The sequence below is a fragment of the Arthrobacter cryoconiti genome (assembly GCF_020905375.1).
GTDB lineage: Bacteria > Actinomycetota > Actinomycetes > Actinomycetales > Micrococcaceae > Specibacter > Specibacter cryoconiti.
Genome location: NZ_JAJJBU010000004.1, coordinates 41,477 through 63,584 on the forward strand (window position 1 = coordinate 41,477; position 22,108 = coordinate 63,584).

General features: G+C 59.7%; 25 protein-coding genes. 22 read left to right on the forward strand and 3 right to left on the reverse strand.

What is annotated here, in order from left to right; translation table 11 throughout:
• Positions 1 to 3: 3 nt before the first annotated feature.
• From LOH53_RS03175 to csrA, 22 genes are all read left to right on the forward strand, one after another.
• Positions 4 to 312, forward strand: coding sequence for a flagellar hook-basal body complex protein FliE (locus LOH53_RS03175; RefSeq protein ID WP_230066285.1), 309 nt, complete (start codon positions 4 to 6; stop codon positions 310 to 312).
• Entirely contained in the window at positions 312 to 1,901 is a 1,590-nt protein-coding gene (gene fliF, locus LOH53_RS03180) for a flagellar basal-body MS-ring/collar protein FliF (RefSeq protein WP_230066286.1), read from the forward strand. Before LOH53_RS03175 ends, fliF begins: the two co-directional genes overlap by 1 nt.
• Positions 1,898 to 2,938 carry a flagellar motor switch protein FliG gene (gene fliG, locus LOH53_RS03185; RefSeq protein ID WP_230066287.1) on the forward strand — a complete coding sequence of 347 codons (1,041 nt, stop codon included), beginning with the start codon at positions 1,898 to 1,900 and terminating at the stop codon, positions 2,936 to 2,938. The genes fliF and fliG overlap by 4 nt, the downstream gene beginning before the upstream one ends.
• Entirely contained in the window at positions 2,928 to 3,656 is a 729-nt protein-coding gene (locus tag LOH53_RS03190; protein ID WP_230066288.1) for a FliH/SctL family protein, read from the forward strand. The genes fliG and LOH53_RS03190 overlap by 11 nt, the downstream gene beginning before the upstream one ends.
• Entirely contained in the window at positions 3,653 to 5,017 is a 1,365-nt protein-coding gene (locus LOH53_RS03195) for a FliI/YscN family ATPase (RefSeq protein WP_230066289.1), read from the forward strand. Before LOH53_RS03190 ends, LOH53_RS03195 begins: the two co-directional genes overlap by 4 nt.
• Positions 5,014 to 5,433: a flagellar export protein FliJ gene (locus tag LOH53_RS03200; protein ID WP_230066290.1), complete on the forward strand. Its 420-nt coding sequence runs from the start codon at positions 5,014 to 5,016 to the stop codon at positions 5,431 to 5,433. The genes LOH53_RS03195 and LOH53_RS03200 overlap by 4 nt, the downstream gene beginning before the upstream one ends.
• On the forward strand, positions 5,430 to 7,013 hold the full coding sequence (locus LOH53_RS03205) for a flagellar hook-length control protein FliK (protein ID WP_230066291.1): 1,584 nt from the start codon (positions 5,430 to 5,432) through the stop codon (positions 7,011 to 7,013). The genes LOH53_RS03200 and LOH53_RS03205 overlap by 4 nt, the downstream gene beginning before the upstream one ends.
• 30 nt (positions 7,014 to 7,043) lie before the next feature.
• Complete coding sequence (locus tag LOH53_RS03210; RefSeq protein WP_326832735.1) at positions 7,044 to 7,451, forward strand: flagellar hook assembly protein FlgD; 408 nt, start codon at positions 7,044 to 7,046, stop codon at positions 7,449 to 7,451.
• A gap of 54 nt (positions 7,452 to 7,505) precedes the next feature.
• Complete coding sequence (locus LOH53_RS03215) at positions 7,506 to 8,678, forward strand: flagellar hook protein FlgE (RefSeq protein WP_230066293.1); 1,173 nt, start codon at positions 7,506 to 7,508, stop codon at positions 8,676 to 8,678.
• Between the two features lie 98 nt (positions 8,679 to 8,776).
• Positions 8,777 to 9,103, forward strand: coding sequence for a flagellar FlbD family protein (locus LOH53_RS03220; RefSeq protein ID WP_230066294.1), 327 nt, complete (start codon positions 8,777 to 8,779; stop codon positions 9,101 to 9,103).
• Between the two features lie 3 nt (positions 9,104 to 9,106).
• On the forward strand, positions 9,107 to 9,925 hold the full coding sequence (locus LOH53_RS03225; protein ID WP_230066295.1) for a motility protein A: 819 nt from the start codon (positions 9,107 to 9,109) through the stop codon (positions 9,923 to 9,925).
• Positions 9,922 to 10,743: an OmpA/MotB family protein gene (locus LOH53_RS03230; RefSeq protein ID WP_230066296.1), complete on the forward strand. Its 822-nt coding sequence runs from the start codon at positions 9,922 to 9,924 to the stop codon at positions 10,741 to 10,743. The genes LOH53_RS03225 and LOH53_RS03230 overlap by 4 nt, the downstream gene beginning before the upstream one ends.
• A 32-nt stretch (positions 10,744 to 10,775) precedes the next feature.
• Positions 10,776 to 11,684 (forward strand): flagellar motor switch protein FliM, encoded by a 909-nt coding sequence (locus tag LOH53_RS03235; protein ID WP_230066297.1) that lies wholly within the window; start codon positions 10,776 to 10,778, stop codon positions 11,682 to 11,684.
• Positions 11,681 to 12,391, forward strand: a complete 711-nt coding sequence (gene fliN, locus LOH53_RS03240) for a flagellar motor switch protein FliN (RefSeq protein ID WP_230066298.1) — start codon at positions 11,681 to 11,683, stop codon at positions 12,389 to 12,391. Before LOH53_RS03235 ends, fliN begins: the two co-directional genes overlap by 4 nt.
• Positions 12,392 to 12,829, forward strand: a complete 438-nt coding sequence (locus tag LOH53_RS03245; RefSeq protein WP_230066299.1) for a FliO/MopB family protein — start codon at positions 12,392 to 12,394, stop codon at positions 12,827 to 12,829.
• 47 nt (positions 12,830 to 12,876) lie between these two features.
• Positions 12,877 to 13,689 (forward strand): flagellar type III secretion system pore protein FliP, encoded by an 813-nt coding sequence (gene fliP, locus LOH53_RS03250; protein ID WP_230066392.1) that lies wholly within the window; start codon positions 12,877 to 12,879, stop codon positions 13,687 to 13,689.
• Positions 13,686 to 13,958, forward strand: a complete 273-nt coding sequence (gene fliQ, locus LOH53_RS03255; RefSeq protein WP_230066300.1) for a flagellar biosynthesis protein FliQ — start codon at positions 13,686 to 13,688, stop codon at positions 13,956 to 13,958. The genes fliP and fliQ overlap by 4 nt, the downstream gene beginning before the upstream one ends.
• A 3-nt stretch (positions 13,959 to 13,961) precedes the next feature.
• Positions 13,962 to 14,729 (forward strand): flagellar biosynthetic protein FliR, encoded by a 768-nt coding sequence (locus LOH53_RS03260; protein ID WP_230066301.1) that lies wholly within the window; start codon positions 13,962 to 13,964, stop codon positions 14,727 to 14,729.
• Positions 14,722 to 15,903 (forward strand): EscU/YscU/HrcU family type III secretion system export apparatus switch protein, encoded by a 1,182-nt coding sequence (locus LOH53_RS03265; protein WP_230066302.1) that lies wholly within the window; start codon positions 14,722 to 14,724, stop codon positions 15,901 to 15,903. Before LOH53_RS03260 ends, LOH53_RS03265 begins: the two co-directional genes overlap by 8 nt.
• Positions 15,900 to 17,942: a flagellar biosynthesis protein FlhA gene (locus LOH53_RS03270; RefSeq protein WP_230066303.1), complete on the forward strand. Its 2,043-nt coding sequence runs from the start codon at positions 15,900 to 15,902 to the stop codon at positions 17,940 to 17,942. Before LOH53_RS03265 ends, LOH53_RS03270 begins: the two co-directional genes overlap by 4 nt.
• Positions 17,920 to 18,861 (forward strand): hypothetical protein, encoded by a 942-nt coding sequence (locus LOH53_RS03275; RefSeq protein ID WP_230066304.1) that lies wholly within the window; start codon positions 17,920 to 17,922, stop codon positions 18,859 to 18,861. Before LOH53_RS03270 ends, LOH53_RS03275 begins: the two co-directional genes overlap by 23 nt.
• A gap of 36 nt (positions 18,862 to 18,897) precedes the next feature.
• Entirely contained in the window at positions 18,898 to 19,161 is a 264-nt protein-coding gene (gene csrA / locus LOH53_RS03280) for a carbon storage regulator CsrA (RefSeq protein WP_230066305.1), read from the forward strand.
• Positions 19,162 to 19,192: 31 nt separating this feature from the next.
• Here the strand turns inward: csrA and LOH53_RS03285 are convergent, their stop codons facing one another.
• The 3 genes from LOH53_RS03285 to LOH53_RS03295 form a co-directional block, all read right to left on the reverse strand.
• A complete protein-coding gene (locus tag LOH53_RS03285) occupies positions 19,193 to 20,716 on the reverse strand; it encodes a stealth family protein (protein ID WP_230066306.1) in 1,524 nt (507 codons plus the stop codon).
• A 153-nt stretch (positions 20,717 to 20,869) separates the two neighbouring features.
• Positions 20,870 to 21,280: a hypothetical protein gene (locus LOH53_RS03290; protein ID WP_230066307.1), complete on the reverse strand. Its 411-nt coding sequence runs from the start codon at positions 21,278 to 21,280 to the stop codon at positions 20,870 to 20,872.
• A gap of 60 nt (positions 21,281 to 21,340) precedes the next feature.
• Positions 21,341 to 22,036: a TetR/AcrR family transcriptional regulator gene (locus LOH53_RS03295; protein ID WP_230066308.1), complete on the reverse strand. Its 696-nt coding sequence runs from the start codon at positions 22,034 to 22,036 to the stop codon at positions 21,341 to 21,343.
• Between the last annotated feature and the right edge of the window lie 72 nt (positions 22,037 to 22,108).

A 22,108-nucleotide genomic window follows, 5' to 3' on the forward strand; every position in this document is an offset into this window, starting at 1 on the left:
CCCATGAGCCTTACACCGATTCAGGGCGTGCAGGCGACAGCGGCAACAACCTTTCTGCAAGACGGTATGCAAGCTTCCGCTCCAGGTGGCGGTGCCGGATTCGGGACTGCGCTGGCCGGGGCGCTGGATAACGCCCAGGTGCTCTCCAGTAATGCCAACACTCTGGCCGTGCAGGCCGTCACTGGAAACTTGGATGACATTCATAACGCCACTCTTGCTGCTACTCGCGCTCAAGTGACGCTGGAGCTGATCTCAACGGTGCGTAACAAAGGCATCGATGCGTTCAACGAGATCATGAGGATGCAGGCCTGATGCCTCCCGTACTCACAAAATTTATGGGCGGCGCGCAAACAACGCTCAAAGGCTTTAGCATTGCCCAGCGCACGCTAGCGGTTATTGGTGTGGCAGTTTTGGTACTTGGTGCCGTGGCTCTAGGATCCTGGTTGAGCCGGCCCACCTATGCGCCACTGTTCTCTGGCATTGCCGCCGCCGATGCCAGCGCCATTGTTGCCCAACTGAAGACGGATAACGTTCCGTACCAGCTATCAAACGGCGGCTCCACCATTCTGGTCCCGGATGCCAATGTCTATGAAGAGCGGCTCAAAGCAGCCTCCGCTGGTTTGCCCGCTGCCACCACGGGCGGGTATTCACTCTTGGATTCCATGGGGGTGACGTCCTCTGAATTCCAACAAAACGTCACGTACAAGAGGGCCATGGAAGGGGAGCTGGCTAAGACCATCATGGCCATGAATGGCGTGCAGAACGCATCAGTGAAGCTGGCTATCCCGGAACGCACGGTGTTTACAGCAACAAAGACGGATCCAACAGCGTCCGTCTTTGTTGAAACCTCCGCCTCCACGCAGCTTTCCACGGATCAGGTGGAGGCTGTGGTGCACTTGGTATCCTCAGCGGTGGAAGGCTTGAAGCCGACGAATGTTTCGGTTGTGGACTCCAAAGGCACCGTTTTATCCGCAGCGGGCGCAGCAGCAGGTGGCGGGGCAGCTAAGAGTGCCACGGAGTATGAAAAACGCACTTCGCTGGCTGTTCAGACCATGCTGGATCGTGTACTGGGGCCGGGTAACTCCACCGTGTCATTGACGGCGGCCATGGACAATTCTTCGTCGGAAGTTCTCAAAGAATCGTTTGCAGCCCCTGCCAACGTTCCAGCACTCAATGAATCCAGCAGTTCCAATAAGTCCACTAATGGTACCGGTACGGGAGCCGGAGTACTGGGGCCGGATAACATCGCCGTTCCCAGCGGAACGGCTGGCGGCACCACGGAATCCAACAGTGCCACCAAAAATAATGCCGTGGATAAGACCACTGCCAACACCACCGTCCCGGCTGGAAATCTGCAAAAACAGTCACTTGCCGTAGCTGTCGACGCCGGTGCGGCCCAGAAAGTGGACGCAGCGACTTTGACGGACATGGTGGTTGCAGCGGCCGGTATTGACCGGGCCCGAGGTGACGTCGTCACAGTGAAAGTGGTGCCGTTCTCCACTGCCCAAGCCGACGCCGCGAAGTCTGCGCTGGACGCCGCTAAAGCCGACGCGAACGCAGCAGCGACGGCCAAGACTTGGCAAACAATACTTATCAGTGCCCTGGCTGTTCTCCTGATCGCTTTGGCCCTGATCCTTTACGCCAGGAAGAACCGGCGCCAGGTGCGTCAGTTGGTGGACTTGGGCGAACGCAAGGAAGCGCTCTCGCAACTGGATTCCCTCTCCATCACCTCTCCGGAAACCACCACCTTGCCAGCCATTGACGAGCCGGTTGCACTGCCCGCTGTGGAGAACAGCGATGTGGATTCCAAGCGTGCCTCCATCAACGCTTTGGCCATGGCAGACCCGGCAAAAGCTGCCGGGTTACTGCGCACACTGATGGATGAACGGACCACGGTGTGAGCGCGCACGCGGACTTTGCCATCAAGTCGTTGCCGTCTCTGAGCGGTGCACAGAAAGCCGCGGCCGTGCTCATGCAATTGAGCCGGGACGCGGCGGCCGCCGTCATGGGACATCTCAACGACGAGGAGGCCGAGGCAATTGCCACCGAGATTGTGCGCATGCGCCGGGTCCAGCCCCAGGTCGCCGACGCGGTCATTGAGGAAATTCATAACCTAGCGGTGAGCGGACGTACGGCTGCTCTGGGAGGCAAGGAGTTCGCTGCAGGACTTCTGGAAGCATCATTTGGTTCAGAACGTGCTGCTGGGCTCATGGATCGACTCGCTGCAGACGTGGTCGGAAAACGTTTTGAATTCCTAGACAACGCCGGTCCCGCTCAGGTGATGTCCTTGTTAGAAGGCGAACTGCCACAGACGATCGCCTTGGTCCTGGCTCACTTAAACCCCGAGACCGCTTCAGCGTCTTTGAGCGCAATGCTGCCGTCCGCGCGGACCGAAGTGGCCCAGGCGATCGCTGCCATGGGACCTGCTGCGCCGGAAGCTGTCGATTTGGTGGCAGAGACACTCAAGCAAAAGGCTGCGGCGATGGTCGCTCCAAGGGCGCGGCGCGCGGCAATTGGTGGCGTACAACCGCTTGTGGACATCATCAACCGGGCCGACAGCACCACCGAAAAAGCATTGATGGATGACCTTGCGATCCGCAATCCCGGCCTTGCCGCGGAGCTTCGGGAGAAGATGCTGGGATTGGCAGATCTAATTCGCTTTGCTGGCACCGATGTGCAAAAGGTGCTCCGCGGGATCGAGCCCATCACCTTGGCCATGGCTTTCAAGGGGATGGCGGCCGATGCAGAAGGGGTGATCCGTGAGAATATCTCCGAGCGTAATCGTGAACTCCTTGACTCCGAGATCGAAGCTCTTGGCGCCGTACGTTCCTCCGACGCTGCCGGTGCCCAGGCTCAGATCGTTCGTTCAATGCGTTCGCTGTTCGCCAATGGGGAAATCACGTTGCGCGAAGATGACGGGGCGGACGATGAGCACTAGTCGCGCCGTTGGAACCGTTCCGGTGGCCTTCCCCAGGGTCGCAACCGGGGTCGGAAAAGATGAAGATCAGGCCAGAACGCGTGGTTTCACGCAGGGTCATGCTGCCGGATACACGGCTGGACTGCGCCATGCTGCGCAGGAGACCGGAGAACTACGACGTGAGCTGACGACCCGGCACGCAGCGCTTGAGGAGGAGTTGCGTTCAACCACCACTGTTGAGTTGGCGGCAGTTGTGCGCGCAGCTTCGGCGCTGGCGCAGGCGTCGCTACCGGTGCTCGCGGACGCCGAACAAACGTTGATGGAATGTGCGCTGGCTCTAGCGGGTGCGGTTGTTCACCGGGAGGTGTACGACGCCGGTTCCTCCGCACGCGTGGCACTAGCCCGTGCGCTTGCCGGACTGGACGCGAATCAGGAATCCGGAGATGGACCCCATGAAGGTATCCGGGTCCGCATGAACCCCGTTGATGCGCAGGCTCTGGAAGCTGCGGCGCGAAGAACTTCTTCGACAGGAGTGCTTGCTAATTCTAAAGAACATGACCCCGACGTTGATTCGTTGACGCCCGTTGAGCCCGTCTCGCTGGCTGGATTGGTCATTGTTCCGGACGCTGCCTTGGCTCCCGGCGATTCCGTAGCGGAATACCCTGACGGTTTTCTGGACGCCCGAATCACGAGCGCGCTTGAACGGGCGCGCCGGGCATTGCTGGGAGAGAGCATATGAGTCCGGGGGGCGTCGGCACGCCGACCCTGACTCCTCGAGGAACTGAGCGATTGGCTGCGGCGCTTCGCGCGGCAGCACCCCAGCGGGTAGGCACCGTGACCGCCGTCGTCGGTCTGGGTGCCCAAGTCAGTGGACTTCGCTGCGCCGTCGGGGAACTGGTAGGCATCTACTCTGCCAACTCGCCGGAAGCGGCCGTTATGGACGCTGAGGTGGTCGCTGTGGGTAGAGATGCATTGACCATTATGCCGCTGGGTCCAATGGCTGGACTGGCCTATGGAGACTTGGTTCGTGCGCGCACCGAGCCACTACTGGTTCCCACTGGTACGGGTTTGTTGGGCCGTGTTTTGGACGGGTTGGGCCGGCCGATTGACGGGCTGGGACCTCTTGCGCACAGCGTTGGCGTGTCAATGGATAATAGTGCCCCGAATTCCATGGAACGTACCCGCATTAGAACCCCGTTGAGCACTGGTGTGCGGGTCATGGATACGCTAACGACTGTGGGTCGTGGCCAGCGTATGGGCTTGTTTGCCGGCTCCGGCGTTGGCAAGTCATCGTTGCTTTCCATGATTGCCCGCGGCACCGAGGCGCAGGTTTCCGTGATCGCGCTGGTGGGAGAGCGGGGCCGCGAAGTACGCGAGTTCCTCGAAGATGATCTGGGCGCAGAGGGCCTGGCCCGTTCCATCGTGGTGGTTGCCACAAGCGATGAGCCGGCGTTGGTCCGTATGCGGGCGGCTTTCACCGCCACCCGGATTGCCGAGTCCTTTCGCGACGCCGGCGCAGACGTAGTCCTCATGATGGACTCGCTGACGCGTGTTGCCATGGCGCAACGCGAAATTGGTCTCTCCGTAGGTGAGCCACCCGCCACTCGCGGATATCCGCCGTCGACCTTTTCGCTGCTGGCGCGGCTGCTGGAGCGGGCAGGAACAGACAAGACTGGCTCCGTCACAGGTTTGTACACGGTATTGGTGGACGGCGATGATCACAATGAGCCCATTGCCGATGCAGTCCGTTCGCTGCTGGACGGCCATGTGGTCCTGGACCGCAAATTGGCCGTGGCTGGTCACTTTCCTTCGGTAGATGCGCTGGCATCTATCTCCAGAGTCGCCTCCAAAGTGTGCACGGCGGAGCAAAAACATGATGCGGCAGTGCTTCGCCGGGTTCTGGCAGCGCGGAGAAACGCCCAAGACCTCATCGACGTCGGCGCCTACCAAACGGGTTCAAACCCGTTGATAGACGCGGCATTGGTCCATGAAACTGCCATCAACAATTTTTTGCAACAAGATCTTGAACACCAGGTTCCTGCAGATGCGTCCTGGGCCGCATTGCATTCCCTGGTTGACATGTTTGGAGGGCTCCCATGACCGCCGCTTTTAGACTTGCTGGTTTGCTACGTTTCCGTAAGCTGCAGGAAGACCAGGCATCGGCAACACTCGCGCGGGCCAATGGCAAGCGGCGAACTCATGCCGTACGTACGGCGCAGGCGCTGGGAGAGCTTGCAGAGACCGCTTCCCAAGCAGCCACGGCTACAGCCTTGAGCGCATCAGCTGCTGCGCGTGCCGCCTCGCGCAGCATGCTGCACGAATTCTCCGGGTTGGCCGCAGCCCTTGATGCCAGTGCTCATACCGCGCAGGAAGATCTGGTGGTGGCCAAAATGGCGGCGAGTTCACTCACGAAACTTGCCGAACGCCACGAAGCGGCCGCGGGAAAGGCGAATCTTGCTGAGGAGCAGCGCTTTCTTGACGAATTGGCAGCAAGCAAGCGGACGGACATGCCATGAGCGCCGTCGCAACAAGCACTGCGCTGCCGCTTGCCAAGGGGGCATCTGTGTCCGCAACCCGATCCGGTCTTGCTGATAGCCACGAGGACGCCTCGGGTCGTAGTTTTGCAGCACGACTCCACCAAGCGCTTGACGGCGCCGGTGACACCACCTCGAATACCGGAAGTCCGGGCGGAGCTGGTGCGGGTTCGGGCGCCGCTGCGCCGGCCACCGCTGCGCCAAGCATATCGACGGATAAAGTCAAAGACTCCGCGGCAGACGCTGGTGGTCAGGTTGGCGCATCAGCGAACCCTGCTGTGCCAGCTCCCCAGAACCCAGCTGTGCTGCCGGGCAACCTTGCCTTGAACGTGCACGAGCCAACAGATTCGGGCGCCGCCATAGGTATTGCGTCTGTGGTCGGTAGCTCTGCTGGTAGTGCCGTGACAGGTGTCGTTTCATCCGGCGGACCGGGGACATCGCTCGATCCGACAGCGTCCACGCGGACGGCAGCTGCCCCGACGGCGGGTCAAGCTGGAGCAGCGGCTGGTGCAATGGCGGATTCGCAAGCTGCTGTCACGTCCGGTGGGACATCAGCTGCCTCGACGGCGGGTCAAGCTGGAACAGCCGCGGGTACAGCGGTGGATTCGCAAGTTGCCATCACGCCCGGTGGGACATCCGCGCAGTCCACGAATGCCCCAGCCACGTCCGCGCAGCAGTTCGCAACCCCGATGACAGCGGCTGCTGCGAACGCCGGGGCAGGGGCGGGCTTTGGAACGCCGGCGCCATCAACGGTTTCGATGCCCGCGACGTCAACCAAGGCGGCATCCACTGTTTCGTCCGGTACTGTTTCGCCCGGCACTGTTTCGCCCGGCACTGCTGGGTCGATTTCTGGCTCGGCCGCATCTCCTGCGCCAACATCCCTAGCTGGCGATATTCTTGGCGCGGCGGCAACCGTTGACGCCTCTGCGGCCCCCGAAGTAACAGCGGCCTCCGCATTAACAGCGGACGCCGGCGCGCAACGCAAGCCAAGCGACGCCGTCGTACTCCCGGCACCCACCGTCGAACTGAACACCCTGACAGCCCTGGGGCACCAAGCGCCGGCGCCAAACTCTGTTTCGGCCCCTGTGCAGGCTCCGGCGCCCGTGGTGGCCGTACCCACCGCGGTGCCTTTGACGGAGCAGCTCTCCCGGCCGATTTTCCAGCTTGCCACTGGGGCTGGCGGAACGCAGGTCATGACTGTGCAGGTGGTTCCGGATTCATTGGGTCCGGTCACTGTCCGCGCCCACTTGGCGGGCGATGGTGTGCGGATCGAGCTTCTCGCGGCCACTGATGCGGGTAGGGACGGGCTTCGGCTGATCCTGAACGACCTCAAACGCGACCTCGCGGCACAGGGCGTGTCTTCGAGCATGGAGCTCTCAAGTTCTCTCAACGATGGAGGGGCGCCGGGGCGTCAGCAAGCGTTTGACCGCGGTGGACCCGTGCCCTTTGGCGGATCACCCGGGATCCGGAACGCGGAAGTAGGCCGCCTAGGCAGGTCCCCACAAGGGCTGGCGTCCTCGCCGCATGGAATCTCCAGTACTCAACTCGACATCACGGTATAGAAAAGGAGCGTCACCATCAGTAACGACCCCATTGCCCCAGCCGCGGTAGTCACCGGCCTCTACAGCTCCAACGCTGCCTCACGCACGCCCAAACAATCCATGGACTCGGAGGTGTTCATGCACCTGCTGGTGACCCAGCTGCGCAACCAGGATCCCTCGTCCCCCATGGATACGAATCAGATGATCAGCCAAACCACGCAGTTGGCCACCATGGAAAAACTGACGAACATGGAAAAAACTTCTGTGGAGAACTTTTCCCTTCAAATGCGGGCAGTAGCGGCCGCGACGCTGGGTCAGACGATCTCCTGGAAAGACGCCGACGGCACCGAACACAGCGGTGTGGCGGAGTCAGTCTCGTTCGCTAAAGGTGTTCCGCAGGTGAAGGTGGGCGAGCACGAAGTAGCCCTGGACATTATCTCCGGCATCGGCACAAAGTAAACAACTTCTCCACTTGTAGTTCCACCTCTCACCCGGCATAGAAGGGCTCCACCCATGCTTCGCTCACTGTATTCAGGTATCTCCGGCCTCCGCGCACACCAGACAATGCTCGACGTCACCGGCAACAACATTGCCAACGTCAACACTGCTGGCTTCAAAGGTTCTAGTGTGCAATTTCAGGACACCTTGTCCCAGCTGACCCGTGGGGGCTCTGCCGCGCAAGGCGCCAACGGTGGCACCAACCCGGCCCAGGTAGGCCTCGGCGTGCAGGTGGCCGCCATCTCCACGAACTTCGCTCAGGGCTCGGCTCAAGCGACCGGACGATCCACAGACATGATGATCGCCGGCGACGGCTTCTTCGTCGTCAGCAAGGGCGGTCAGCAGTCCTACGCCCGGGCAGGCGCCTTTGACTTTGACTCCCGCGGTCGGTTGGTTTCCCCGGACGGAGCGTTGCTGCAAGGATGGCCAGCCGTCAATGGACAAATTAACTCGGGGGGTGCTTTGGGAGACATCCGGATCTCCAAAGACATGACGGCGCCGGCAGCCGCGACCTCCCAAGCCAAGCTGGGTGGCAATCTGCCCAGCGACGCCGTGGTCCCGGAGCAAATCGTCCGCGACATTCAGGTCTTCGACAACACCGGCAAGGCACGCAACCTGGCCCTGACGTTCACCAAGAACGCAACGGGCTGGGACGTGGCTGCCGCAGATGAAAACGGTGCCACAGGAGCAATCGCGTTGCAATTTAGTGGTGGCGCACTGACCTCTGTTGGCACCATGGCAGTTGGTGGCATCACTGTAGACATGACCGCACTCACCGGCAACGCGGGGGCCAAAACCGTTGCAGTGACCACGAAAGACGGTAACGCGGCCGGGACCTTGGAATCATTTGCCATGGGCACCGACGGAACGCTGACGGGAACCTTTAGCAATGGACAAAACGTGGTGGTCGGCCAGGTTGCTCTGGCCAACTTCACTAACCCCGGTGGTTTGGAAAAGACCGGCTCTTCGAGCTACCGAGCCACCGCCTCTTCGGGCACGGCAACCATCGGACAGGCCGGCCAAGGAGGCTTGGGTGAACTGACCAGTGGCTACGTGGAGATGTCCAATGTGGATCTCTCCCAAGAATTCACCAACCTGATCGTTGCCCAGCGCGGATTCCAAGCTAATGCGCGCATCATCACCACTTCGGACGAGGTCCTGCAGGAGCTAACCCAGCTCAAGCGCTAGTGCTGATCCCGCCCCATTCCTAACGGTTGGGGCGGGGTGGCCGACAGTGGTGGCTGTACGCGGTTGACGCCGTGCAGGTACGCGAAAAGGATGCGCCGATGATAATTGTGACCCGCCTGGATGGCCGGCACTTTGCGGTGAACCCGGACCTCGTTGAGCGTATTTTTGAATCCCCTGACACCACCCTGGTCATGGCAGACGGTGGACGGTTTATCGTCACCGAAACCATGGCGGATGTCATCGAGAAAATTGCCCGCTTCCGAGCCCGGGTAATCGCGATTGCCTACAACGCTCCTGATGACAGCGACGACACCGACGACGATACCGACGGCGAGGTGAGCGTTCCGGATGGACGTGGCTCGCCGCGTCTGAGCATCATCCACCCTGCTGGGACACCCGGCGGAACCAATATTGGCAGGGCGTAAACCATGGATCCGGCAACACTTATAGGCATCTTGCTCGCTTTTGGGGCGCTCACTGCCATGATCAACTTAGAGGGCTCGACGGTTGCCAGTGTCATACTGCTACCGCCCATGCTCCTGGTCTTCGTTGGTACGATCTCGGTCGGGGCGGCAGGCTCCACGCTCAAAGACGTTATACATTCCTTCAAGGCGCTGCCGAAGGCCTTCATGGCCAAGCCGACCGCACCAACGGCGAGCATTGAGACTGTGGTTGCGCTAGCCGAAAAAGCCCGTCGGCAGGGCTTACTGTCCTTGGAAGAGGACGCGGCAAATACGAAGGATGAGTTCCTCCGTGATGCGCTGCAGAACATTGCCGACGGAACTGATGGCGATGAACTGCGCGAGATGCTCGATGATGCGATCGACACGAAAATGAAGTCGGACGGCATCGCCGCTAAATTCTTCCAGACCTTGGGAGGCTACGCACCCACCGTGGGGATTGTGGGAACCGTTGTCTCTTTGACCCATGTGTTGGAAAATCTTTCCACCCCGAGCACCTTGGGTCCCATGATCGCCAGCGCCTTCGTTGCGACTCTTTGGGGACTGCTCACAGCAAACTTCCTGTGGCTGCCCATCGGCTCAAAGTTGGCAAGGCTCTCCGAACTGGAAGTTGACCGGATGAATCTGGTCATGGAAGGCGTTCTCGCCGTCCAAGCTGGCTCACAGCCCACGCTGCTGCGCGAACGCTTGATCGCCATGGTCCCGGCCCATCATCGCAAGTCGGGCAAAGCTGCAAAGTCATCGGGCCGAGACGGCAACGATGAAAAGCTAAAGTCAGTCGCATGAGTGCCTCCGGAGGCAAGGGGCGTAAGGGTAGGAAGCGTCGTGGTGGATCCGGAGATCACCACCCGGACGAGCGCTGGATGGCTTCCTACATGGACATGGTTACGGTGTTGATGTGCCTGTTCATCGTTTTGTATGCCATGTCCTCAGTAGATAGCGAGAAATTCAGCCAACTTAAGAACTCCTTGGCCACCGGTTTTGGGCAGGTCGACGTCGGTAAGATCGACACAGCTTCGGGAGTGGTGGTGCGCCCGGAGGATGTGGGCACCGAAGGAACATTCACCAACGACAAAATGGCCAAGGCGCTGGCGGAAGCTGACAAACTTGGTGCGCTGCGCGACTCGATGGCCGCAAGTCTCGCCGCTGCGGGGCTCTCTAACAATGTTGAATTTGTGATTGACCAGCGCGGGCTCACTGTGAAGCTCGTGGGTTCGCAAACCTTCTTCTTACCGGACAGCCCAGCTCTCTCCATGACCGCCGACAAGGTTTTGGCTGCCATCTCACCCCAACTGGCGTCCGCCGGACTGGAAATATCCGTAGAAGGCCACGCAGCCAACGCCATTACCAGCTACCCCTCTGTTTGGGAGTTATCCGCAGACCGGGCGGTGGGGGTGCTGCGAAACTTGGTCGAGCGAGGAGGTATCCCCGGAACTTCGATCGGCGCCATGGGGTATGGCTCATCCCGACAGGTCAACGACGACTCCACGGAGGAGTTGCGTGAACTGAACCGAAGGGTGGATATAGTGGTGCTTTCCAATCAAGCTGAAGACGTCAGAGCGTTAATTCCTGAGGCGTTGAAAAGCAAAGGAAATATTCCCTAACGGGATCCCGGCCGCTGCCGATAGTCCCAGATGTGCCAGCTCCAACATTGAATCCCCCCCTGCCTGGAGTAGGGCGCGAACGCGCTGTGGAGCTCTATGATTTCAGCCGCCCGGCGACACTTCCCCGAGAGCATGCACGTCGGCTTGAAGTGGTATTTGAAACCTTCGCCCGGCAATGGGCCACACAACTCTCAACGCGTGTCACAGCGCCAGCCAATGTCACTGCCGGCCCCATTGCGTTGATGGGCTATGGCGATTATGCCGGCTCGTTGCCCGAAGATACCACCATGGCTTTAGTACGTCTCGATGCCCAAGAGGCCATGGGCGTCGTACAGTTCCCCGCCGAAGCGGCACTGTCCTGGGTGGGGCGGATGCTGGGGGGAACTGACTCCACCGTTCCAAGCTTTCGGAAACTAACGGACCTTGAACAGTCGCTCATCCGGCGCCTGACCGAAGAAGCCCTTGAGCATCTGGCCTATTCGTTTGGCTCGCTACTCGTTGGTGGCCTGCACGCTGGGGGTATGCACTTCAATTCCCGTGTGGCCCAAGCCGGGACGCCCGGAACCCTGATGTTGGTAGCTTCTTTCGTGATACTCACGGCCGGAAACTCCTGGGCTGCCACGGTTGCGCTGCCGGCCCAAGCGGTTCTTGCCCAGCTCGACGGCGGCCATACGGTGGTTGACGGCCCGCGGGCCGAGCGCTTGTTGCGCGGGCAGGTGGCCCAGGCGCCCGTAGACGTGGCTATGGAAATGACGGGGACCTCCGTGAGAGCAAGCACAGTTCTTGATCTTGCCGTCGGGGACGTGTTGGCGTTGCCCCATCCGGTGGGACGGCCCTTCAATCTCACGCTTGAGGGTAAGACCGTGGCCCGAGCAGTGGGGGTAACCCATGGTTCGCGGCAGGGCGGACAAATTGTAAGTATTGAGGAGAACACAGCGTGAAAACCACCACTGTACTAGAGGGCGCAGCCGTCGATGCCCTGATCGCGTTGCTGCCCGCCGCCGTCGAACTTGAATCAACGCTGTGGCCGGTAGCGGAAGGTGAAATGGAGCTGGCGGGGATGACTACCCTAGCCGTTGACTATCTAGGCGCCATCTCCGCCGAACTCTCCATTGCTCTGCCGTCCACAACGGCGGATGCAATTCGTGAGGCTGGCGGTTCCTCGGCCGTGTTCGTTGGAGATGTTCTGCGCCCAGCCCTGGAAGCCGCAGCCCAAACGCTGGGCTCGGGAGTTATGGGCGAAGTCGTTGACACCAACACTTTGACTATTTTTACCGATGCAGGCGCGGCCGTTTACCGGATAAGTGAGCCGGGAAGCAACACGCCGTTTGCCTGGTTTGCCGTACAGGTCAAAGACTCGGCTCAACCTTCCTCGCGTGCCATGTCTGACGTAAGTGCTCGGAAATTGGGCCGCATCCACGATGTTGAGATGGCGTTGTCGGTAGTGATCGGACGCACCCGGATGACCGTCGCTAATCTGCTGGCTCTAGAACCAGGAGATGTAGTGGACCTAGACCGTTCGGCCGGGGCCGCCGCTGACATTCTCCTCAACGGACGGCTGATCGCTCACGGCGAAGTAGTGGTAGTGGATCAGGAATACGCCGTGCGCGTCACGAAGATCCTCGATGCCGCGGAGGCGGTCGGGTAGGTGGATACGTTCCTGCTTGTTCTGCGGGTGGGACTTTCCCTGGCTGTTGTTGTGGTCCTGCTCTTGCTGGCCCAGAAACGGTGGGCCAAGGGAGGCCGTGCCGTGCCCGGGAGCGATCTCGAAGTTCTTAGCCGCCGCAGCGTCGGCCAAAAAGCCCACGTGGTCATGGTGGATGCCAATGGCCAGCGCTTCCTGTTGGGCGTCACCGAACATTCGATCAACGTGTTGCACAGCGCACCCGCACCCGTCCCCGAACCGGTCTTCGAAGAGTCTTTAGACGCTGCAAAGCTTCCGGAGCAGGAACCGAACGAGGGCGCCCCTAGGCGACTACGAGCACGTCATCAGAACCCTGGTCAGGGCGCACTTGCCGGTTCGATTCTTTCTCTTAAAACATGGCAGCAGGCGGGTAGCGCTGTGCGCAAGGGCTTGAATCTGTGAGCGGCGAGACCAGTTCTTTTTTGCTGCGTCGCTGGGGCCGGACGGCCATGATGCTCGCGCTGCTCCTTGCCACCATCGTGGCGTTGCAAATTCTCTTTTCCTCCACCGCGCATGCAGTCTCAGTGATGGCCCCCGGTGACCCTGTAGCGCCGACCCCACCCACCCCGCCGTCGAGCCCCTCCGGCCCAGGCGGGGTCAACATCACGCTCAACGGTCCCAACGGGGAGCCCAGCTCAGCAATTGTGGCGTTGCTGGGAGTAACTCTGCTCTCCGTGGCACCAGCCTTGATGTTGATGATGACCTCTTTTACCAAGATCTTTGTCGTCTTGGCAATGACTCGCAATGCTTTGGGCCTGCAGTCAATCCCGCCTAATCAAGTGGTGGCCGGTCTGGCCTTGTTCCTGTCACTGTTCATCATGTGGCCAACCTTGATGGACATTAATAGTGCAGCTCTCCAGCCCTATCTCAACGGGACCATGGATATAGGGACGGCCTTTGATGCCGCGTCCGGACCATTGCGGCACTTTATGTTGCCGCTCACCCGTGAGGAAGATATCGCGCTGATGACGCGTTCGGCGGGTCAGGAGAATCCTGCCACGCCTGAATCCGTCCCTATGCCGACGCTGATTCCCGCGTTCATGATCTCCGAGCTACGCAGTGCCTTCATCATTGGTTTTGTTATCTTCATCCCCTTTTTGATCATTGACATTGTGGTGGCCTCAGCGCTGATGTCCATGGGTATGATGATGCTTCCCCCGGTGATGATCTCCCTCCCTTTCAAGATCTTGCTCTTCGTTTTGGTAGATGGCTGGGGATTGATTATCACAGCGCTGGTGCGAAGTTATGGGGCCGGGCCATGAACACCTCCGAAGTTCTCAACATCGCCGTCCAAGGACTCTGGGTGGCAGCTAAGCTGTGTGCCCCGATCCTGTTGACAGCACTAGTCGTGGGCCTTGCCGTGTCATTGTTGCAGTCCATCACCCAGGTGCAGGAGGCTACGCTTTCCTTCGTGCCCAAGGCGGTGGGTGTGGCTTTAGCGCTTGTGATCTCCGGGCATTGGATGATCACTGAGATTGTCACGTTCACCCATGAGCTCTTTGACAAGATCCCCATGCTGCTGAGGGGTTGAGCGGTGAACATCACCCTTGACTTTGCGTGGTTGGAAGTGGCTATGCTCGCTGCGGTGCGCATCACCGCGTTCATTGTCATCGCTCCGCCGTTTTCCTACAACGCTATTCCGTTGCGCATCAAGGGGATGCTGGCATTGGGGCTGGCCTTGGCGATGTCAGCGAAACTGCCTGTTCCCGGGGCCGTGAGCAGTACCGGGACGTTCATGCTCTCCCTGATTCTAGAAGTTGTGACGGGAGCGGCACTGGGCTTTCTGGTGTACCTGGTGTTTGCCGCCGTACAAACAGCTGGTTCGATGATTGATACTTTTGGTGGTTTTGCCCTAGCCCAGGCCTACGATCCGCAGTCAATGGTTAACGGCGCCCAGTTCACCCGACTGTTCCAAATGACAGCGTTGGCACTGCTATTCGCCTCAGACGGTTACCAACTGATCATTGGTGGACTGGCCCGATCCTTTGACGCCATCCCCGTGGGAACAGGCTTGGACCTGTCCCAGCCAGCTCATCTGATGGCCACCACCACCAGCGGGATGTTCTTAGCCGCAGTGCAGATAGCCGGGCCGCTGCTGGTGGTTCTTTTTCTGGCAGATACCGGTTTGGGTCTGTTGACTCGCGTGGCTCCGGCACTAAACGCCTTTGCGCTGGGCTTTCCTTTGAAGATTATGCTCAGTCTTGCATTGGGCGGATTGCTCGTCATGGGGCTTGGACACATTGTTCCGGCCATGGTGGAGACAGTGCTGGGCGCTTTGGGAAAGGCCGGCGTCGGTGGCTGAATCAGGAGAAAAGACCGAAAAGGCCACCGAGCGGCGGATGAAGGATGTTCGGGAAAAGGGAAAGCTTTCCCGCTCCCAGGATCTAACCGCGTGGGTAGGCGTAGGTACGGCTGTCATCATGCTGCCCGGTGTGATCGAGCGAGCATCCAATGCATTGGCCGAACAGATGTTCACAGCAGCCACGATGACCGAACATCCCGATTCACAGCTGGCCCTGAAGGCTCTGGAATCGGCACTTGGCACGGTGGCGGGAATTTTGGGCCCGCTGCTCTTCGCGGTCGTGGTCGCGGTGACGGCTGCGGCGGCGATCCAAGGCGGCATTCACTTCAAGAAATTCAAGCCAAAGTTTGAACAATTCAACCCGCTTCCCGGACTCAAAAACGTGGTGGGCGCCCAAGCAATGTGGAACGGCGTCAAGGCACTGCTGAAAACTGCCGTGGTGGGGCTGGTGCTCTACGTCGTCATTGTGGGGATGGTTCCAACCCTCATGACAACCGGCGGGTTGCAGATTTCTGAACTCCTTTCCGCCACGTCTGCGGGGGTGGCCCAGTTGGTGCAGTTTGCCGTGGCCGCCGGAATGCTGCTGGCCCTGGCGGACGTTTTCGTCGTTGCCCGGCGTAACCGCAAGAAGACTCGAATGACTAAGAAAGAAGTCAAGGATGAAAACAAGTCCAGCGACGGCGACCCCATGATTAAGTCTGCTCGACGCCAGCGCCAGCTGGCCATGGCCCGCAACCGCATGATGAGCGCGGTGGCAACGGCCGACGTCGTACTCGTCAACCCTGTTCATGTTGCCGTGGCGCTGAAGTACGAGCCCGGAAAATCCGCGCCCAGGGTTGTGGCCAAGGGCGCGGACCGTGTGGCCGCCAGGATTCGTGTTGAGGCCGAAGCGAAGAAGGTTCCCATGGTCAAGGACATACCGCTGGCACGGGCGCTGCATGGATCCTGCGAGATCGGCGCGGAAATCCCGGTGGATTTGTATAACCAAGTGGCCGCTGTCCTGGCCTTCGTCATCGCGTTGAAGAAGCGTGGGCAGGCCGCTGGAATGCACCAAATCTTAGCGGCGGGATCCGCCATTCCGGCCTCTGTCGTTTCCTATTCGGAGAGTCCGCCGGGGAACTCGACCCCCGCACCTTCGGCACCCGTCTCCCTGAGCAAAGGACTCCTCGCGTGAATCGCAACTTCTCCAAGCTAGCCATCCCCATGGGTGTAGTGGGAATCGTGCTGCTCCTGGTGGTCCCCATCCCGCCGCTGCTCCTGGATATTTTGATTATCATCAACATCGTCCTGGCCCTGCTGGTGCTGATGAACAGCATGTTTGTACAGAAACCACTGGATTTTTCCGTCTTCCCATCATTGCTGCTGGTGGCGACGCTGTTTCGTCTGGGCCTGAATGTGGCCTCAACGCGCCTGGTTTTGGGTCAGGCGCACGCAGGGCAGGTGATTCAGGCGTTTGGGCAGGTCACTGTGGGCGGAAACCTGATCATCGGTGCCGTGATCTTTTTGATCCTTGTTGTCATCCAGTTCGTGGTGGTCACCAAGGGTGCCGAACGCGTTGCGGAGGTTGGGGCCCGCTTCACCTTGGATGCCATGCCGGGAAAGCAGATGGCGATCGACGCGGATTTGAACGCCGGGCTAATTTCCGATGTTGAGGCAAAGGAACGCCGCGCTGAAGTGTCCGCGGAAGCGGACTTCTACGGGGCAATGGACGGGGCCTCGAAGTTCGTCAAGGGTGATGCGATTGTGGGCATCATCATTATCATCATCAACCTGGTTGGCGGAATTGCCATCGGCATGCTCCAGCGGGGCATGGACATTAGCGACGCCGTCAACACTTACTCATTGTTGTCAGTCGGTGACGGCTTAGTGTCCCAGATCCCGGCCCTGCTGATGGCTGTGGCTACCGGGATGATCGTCACACGCTCAAATGCTTCCTCCGATATGGGTACGACGGCGGCCGTGCAGCTCACGCAGTCACGCTCGGCCCTGATGGTGGCAGGGGTTGCGGCCATCATCATGGCCATCATTCCAGGTATGCCGGTGTTTCTTTTCCTCGCTGTGGGAGCGGTGCTGCTGTTCATGGGCCAACGGGTCAAGGCGGCTGAAACTGCGGCAGCATTGGCGGCACGCAGCGCAGCGGAACTTCCTCCACAGGAGGAAACCACCGAGGACATCATGGAGAAGATGCGGGTTCAAGCGCTGGAAATTCAGCTCTCAACGGATCTTGTGGATTTGGTCTCTGGTTCCGCCGATGATCTTCTGGCCCGCATCAAAGCGCTGCGACACAAGGTCGCCATGGAGTTGGGCATGGTGGTGCCGCCGGTGCGCACCCGTGACCACGTGGAACTTCCGCCGGCCACCTACGTCATCAGGATTGCCGGTGTCGAGGCTGGGCGTGGCACTGCCCCTGCCGGGAGGGTGCTGGCGTTGGGTGAAAACCTAGCCGCGCTCCCCGGCACTCCTACCGTGGAACCTGTGTTTGGGCTCAATGGCAAGTGGATTCCGGCGGAGATGCGCCACACTGCGGAGATGCAAGGAGCCACTGTCATTGATCGTGTCTCCGTACTCATCACTCATCTTTCAGCGATTGTGAAGACCCACGCCGGAAGACTACTCAGCCGCGAAGACGTCCGTGTACTCACGGAAGGCGTGAAGGAGATTTCACCTTCGATAGTTGAGGAGCTGGTTCCCGGGTTGCTGTCTTTGGGCGAGGTCCAACGTGTTCTGCAGGGGTTGTTAGCCGAGCAAGTGCCCATCAATGATCTCCCTCGAATCTATGAGGCGCTGTCGCTCCAAGCGAAGAAGGGGACCGAAGCTGAGGGGTTGATCGAGGCAGCACGGAACGCTTTGGGCCCGGTGATCGCTGACAAATATCTTGAGGGTGCCTGTTTGGCTGTGCTCATGATTGATCCCTCTCTGGAACAGTCTTTGCTGGAGGGCCTGCGCCCCTCGGAGCTGGGGACCCAGATTGTGGTTGACCCGTCCCGGCTTGAAGCTTTTCTCGTGTCCGTGACAGAAACGTTCACGAGCGCAGAGTCTGCCGGGAGTAGTCCAGTCCTGGTCTGCGCTCCGGCCCTGCGCCCTGCCGTGCAGCGGTTGGTTTCGGGACGAGTAAACGCCCTCCCGGTGCTTTCTTACACCGAGGCTACGGCTGGCAACCCGAACATTGAAACTGTAGGGGTGGTGCGTAGTGTCCAGTCGATTTCAGCTTAGAGGCCACAGTCTGGAGAGCCTGCGATGGCAGATCTTCGAACGCTACGGTGCACGTGCCCGGATTATCCGCGCCGAAAAGATTCAGACTGGAGGGCTGTTCGGTATGGGAGCCGTCACTTCCTTTGAAGTCACGGTGGAGGTGGACGGACGTGCAGCACACATGCAACGCGCCGATACCCCTAGTGCCAGCGTTGTGCGCCGTCCTCCCACGTCCAGGCGTGGCTTGGCTGATTTGTTGGCCGACGCCGACGACGGCGATTCGGCGAAGTCCTCAGCCGCTCTTGTGGTTTCCACCGCGAAGCCGGACTTTGACGCTGTTCTAGGAAAGGTGTCAGCACAGCTTGGCGTTGATAGCGGCAGCAGTTCCATGGAGGTTTTCCGAGAAATCAACAATCGGAAAGGCCGGCGCGCAGGGGAATCCATACTGCCTGAGACGCCCCGACCATCGACCATTGCGGGGGACTTGATCGTGTTGGTGGGCCTGCGTGAACAGCCGCTCCATGTTGCCTGGAGCATGATCGGAGCTCTAGAAGGCGGCGCGGAGTTACGCACTGCTGGCGTTCATCGGTCAAACGGGATCGGACACGTTTTCATTGATAGCGCCGAAGTTAAGAAGGCTCAGGCGCTGGCGGCGGTTGATGGTAAACCGCTGGTGATAGCGTTCAGTGTTGGAGCTCAGGGATCCTCGAGTCCTACGGCACTTGCTTCGGTGGTGCCAAACCAGCTGTGGCTTGTGGTGGACGCGCTCCACAAACCGGAGGATACGCAGGTTTGGACTCGACAAACGGCCTGGTACGCGACGCCGGACGCTCTCGCAGTGCTGGGGTCTACGGAGACAGCCACGCCTGAAACCGTCAACGAGCTGGGTTACCCAGTGGGTTGGGTGGATGGCTATCAAGCCACCTCTGCCACGCTTTAGACTTGAATTCTGGCGCACATCCATGGAAGGAACTGCATGCTGGTATTGACACGTAAGATCGGCGAGAAGATCGTCATTGGCTCGAACATCACCGTCACCATCCTCGACGGCGGCCGCGGCGAGGGGGTTCGCATAGGCATTGAGGCGCCACGAGATGTCAGCATCCATCGCAGCGAGGTGGTGGAGGCGGTCTCGGCTAATAACCGCGAAGCCGCACAAACTACGGGCGAGTGCGCTGATGCTGACTCAGAGCAGTTGATCCTAGCCGCGCTTGGACTAGCGACTCCCGCAACTGAGTAGCTTCCTGTGCCAAAGGTTTGTCTGACGCGTCCTATTTTTCCCAGGGTGCTTTGAGCGGGAAGTATTTTTCTAAGAAATCGGTCACGAGTTCGCGGCGTTCCTGCGCATCAACTTCGGGGGAGCTGCCGTCGTTGAGGCAGAGAAAGTCTGCGTTTCGTCGCGCCAAGACGCGCTGCAAAGAGTTGAGTCCTTTTCGGGTGGTTGTGTCTACATAAACCCCCTTCCCGTCCTTATGCATAACGGCACGTCCGGTGAAGAGGGCGTAGTAGTGATAAAGCGAATTGGTGACTGAAATATTGCCCGCGGCCCGGAAAGTGCTCGCCGCCGTGTCCGCGAACTCCTTCGGGAAGTTGGCTTCCAGCTCCGTCATGACGGATAGGCGCAGAGGGGCTGGCGCATGTTCAAGGTGTCGGGTGGCTATACGACCGAACCGTTCCCATAACAGGCGCCGGTTTACCCGGGCTGAGTTTTCAAAGCCGCTGCGTTCGGTGGAGCTCTCGCCCAGACCAATCCTGTTGGGGGAGAGCATGAATCTGCTGATGCCACCGGGGGTAAAGAACATCGCAGGGGCTACGGGCCGGCCAAAGAACATGTCGTCATTAGAATATAGAAAATGTTCGGCCAGTCCGGAAATATGGTGGAGCTGTGATTCCACTGCCATGGAGTTATGAGTGGGTAACACTGTCGGATCCGCGAAGTGTTCGTGGCTGCGCACTATGCGGATACGTGGGTGCTCGGCAAGCCAATCCGGTGTGGAGGAATCTGTGGCAATGAAGACAGTCCCGATCCAAGGCGCAAACATGAATATGGATCTCAGCGCATATTTCAGTTCATCGACCTGCCGGAACCGCGACTCATGTGCGTCGCCCTCACCTAAGACAGCATCGGCTTCCCGCTTGCGTCTATCTGCCTGATATTCCACAGAACTGCCATCCACCCAGCTATAAACCATATCGATGGGGAACGGAACGTCAAAGGCATGCTCAGCAAACATTCCCTCAATGGTGGGCCACGTCTTGCCATACAGTTCAACGGTTCCGCGGCGTGCATCACTCGCCACGACACTTCGGCGCGTGAGGGAATTCTCCACCGGCAATTGAATCAGTCCGTCTTTGAACGTCCAGAATTCCAACTGGACTCCAGAGGCAGCACCAAAATGAAGTCCGCCAAGCGGTTCTACACGAGGTCGAAAAAGCCGCACGATCCGAGTCTTCTTATGCGCCGCTAGCTTGCCATCCGCTACTAGGAGGGTGACTTTTTGCGGGTCCCTACTGCGGGAGTAAAACGGTTCGTCGGCAAAACTATGGACCAGAGCATTTTTTACCGCATGCCGGTAAGCCCTGTCAATGGCCAGCACGGGGAAGCGCCGGTTGCCCCGGGCCAGCAGATAGGGAATCGCATAGGCATCCAGTGCGCTACGCACAGCCAACAAGTCCACAGCCGCTGCCTGATCCTGCGTTAGGGTCTCATTGATTAGCGCTAGTGTTCCATGATCCTTGAGGATGTCAGGCCGCTCAAGGATGCGGGCGCCCGCAGATGAAAGCTGGGAAGGCAACGGGTCTCCTTGGCACGCAAAAGCCGGCCCGGCGGGCTGACATGTTCCCTTGCAGTTTACCGCGTTAGAAATTACGGCCCTGTAATTTCGGGGCTCTGGTCCGAACCTGGCCCCGGTGCCGTCCAGCGCGAGAAGAACCGTGCAGAAGTCCCGCTACTTTCTTTTCTTGTGGAAGAGCAGCGCCACTGCAATGCCAACGAGCCAAAAGTCCTTGGCCATGGCGGTGCCAGCAGTCGTGGGACGAATTCCGTCTGCCTCGGTCATGCCGGGGGACTTTAGGTAAGTAGCCACCAATGTCCCGGAGAAGGCGCCCAACGCCAGGCCTGCCATCCGAGTAGGAATAAACGGGGTGAGAATGAAGGTTCCCAGGCCAATCTCCAGGGAGCTGAGGTAGCGCCCAAACTGGGTTGGCTCCAGGCCACCTGCCTGTGGGATCACCCGGGCTGCCGCTTCTTGCAGGCCGGCCGCGTGCTCGGGGGCTATCGCGAGCTTTCCGATACCTGAATTGAGGATGAATGCACCAGAAACAAGTCTGAGTGCTGCGTTGCCGATGCTAAAGCCCATGGTGTTCCCCTTGCTGATTGCCTATGTCAGTCCCAGCCTATGGACGGCGGCTGGCTATGGCTAGAGGGCTGGCTTTTGGATGGTGGCGGAGAGTCCGGCGATGAGGGCGGAAAGCCCTAGTTCAAAGGCTGCATCGGCGTCGTTGGCGCCGTGCTGATTACTCCGGTGTGCGACGGCTGCCGTGAAGTTGGGTGTTTGCCCAGCCAGATCACCGGGGGAAAAGATGTCTGCGGGAGCGTTGACGTCGTAAGCGGAGCCGTAGATGAATGATTCCAGTGCCACGATGGCATCAATGATGTGTTCCTGCGGCCAGCCAGCTCGCAGGAAACCCTTGGTCACGGCGTCGTACATCAACAGAGTCTGCGAGGCATTGGTGACAGGCAGCAGGGCTATCACGGGGATCAAGGGAACGTGGGCGGAAAAGACGTTGCGGTAGGAGCGTGCCCAGACGCTGACCGCCTCAGCCCACGGCCGGTTTGCAAAAGCTGTGACGTCTACCCGGCCCATCAGAGCCTCCTCCACAAGGACCAAAACGTCCTGCTTAGAGCGGACGTGGTTGTACAGCGCGGAGGGCGCCACATTCAACGACTTGGCAAGACTGGACATGGTGAGGGCCTTATATCCGTCTTTTGAAACGAGCTTCAGCGCCGCCGACGTGATTTGTGCATGACCCAGAAGCGCGTGAAGTGGCCGGCCAGCCCGGCGCCGGGCTGACTTGGTGCTGACGGACTTGCGGGGCAGTACGCCGTCGGGCACGTCACGATCTCCTTTACGATTCCGGCGCGCAGTGGCGCAAATTTATTATCGTCACCCCTTTACCAAACGCGG

Coding starts and splice junctions, on each gene's coding strand:
- LOH53_RS03175 (WP_230066285.1), top strand. CDS start 4: ATGAGCCTTACACCGATTCAGGGCGTGCAGGCGACAGCGGCAACAACC.
- fliF (WP_230066286.1), top strand. CDS start 312: ATGCCTCCCGTACTCACAAAATTTATGGGCGGCGCGCAAACAACGCTC.
- LOH53_RS03190 (WP_230066288.1), top strand. CDS start 2,928: ATGAGCACTAGTCGCGCCGTTGGAACCGTTCCGGTGGCCTTCCCCAGG.
- LOH53_RS03195 (WP_230066289.1), top strand. CDS start 3,653: ATGAGTCCGGGGGGCGTCGGCACGCCGACCCTGACTCCTCGAGGAACT.
- LOH53_RS03200 (WP_230066290.1), top strand. CDS start 5,014: ATGACCGCCGCTTTTAGACTTGCTGGTTTGCTACGTTTCCGTAAGCTG.
- LOH53_RS03205 (WP_230066291.1), top strand. CDS start 5,430: ATGAGCGCCGTCGCAACAAGCACTGCGCTGCCGCTTGCCAAGGGGGCA.
- LOH53_RS03215 (WP_230066293.1), top strand. CDS start 7,506: ATGCTTCGCTCACTGTATTCAGGTATCTCCGGCCTCCGCGCACACCAG.
- LOH53_RS03220 (WP_230066294.1), top strand. CDS start 8,777: ATGATAATTGTGACCCGCCTGGATGGCCGGCACTTTGCGGTGAACCCG.
- LOH53_RS03225 (WP_230066295.1), top strand. CDS start 9,107: ATGGATCCGGCAACACTTATAGGCATCTTGCTCGCTTTTGGGGCGCTC.
- LOH53_RS03230 (WP_230066296.1), top strand. CDS start 9,922: ATGAGTGCCTCCGGAGGCAAGGGGCGTAAGGGTAGGAAGCGTCGTGGT.
- fliP (WP_230066392.1), top strand. CDS start 12,877: ATGATGCTCGCGCTGCTCCTTGCCACCATCGTGGCGTTGCAAATTCTC.
- fliQ (WP_230066300.1), top strand. CDS start 13,686: ATGAACACCTCCGAAGTTCTCAACATCGCCGTCCAAGGACTCTGGGTG.
- csrA (WP_230066305.1), top strand. CDS start 18,898: ATGCTGGTATTGACACGTAAGATCGGCGAGAAGATCGTCATTGGCTCG.
- LOH53_RS03290 (WP_230066307.1), bottom strand. CDS start 21,280: ATGGGCTTTAGCATCGGCAACGCAGCACTCAGACTTGTTTCTGGTGCA.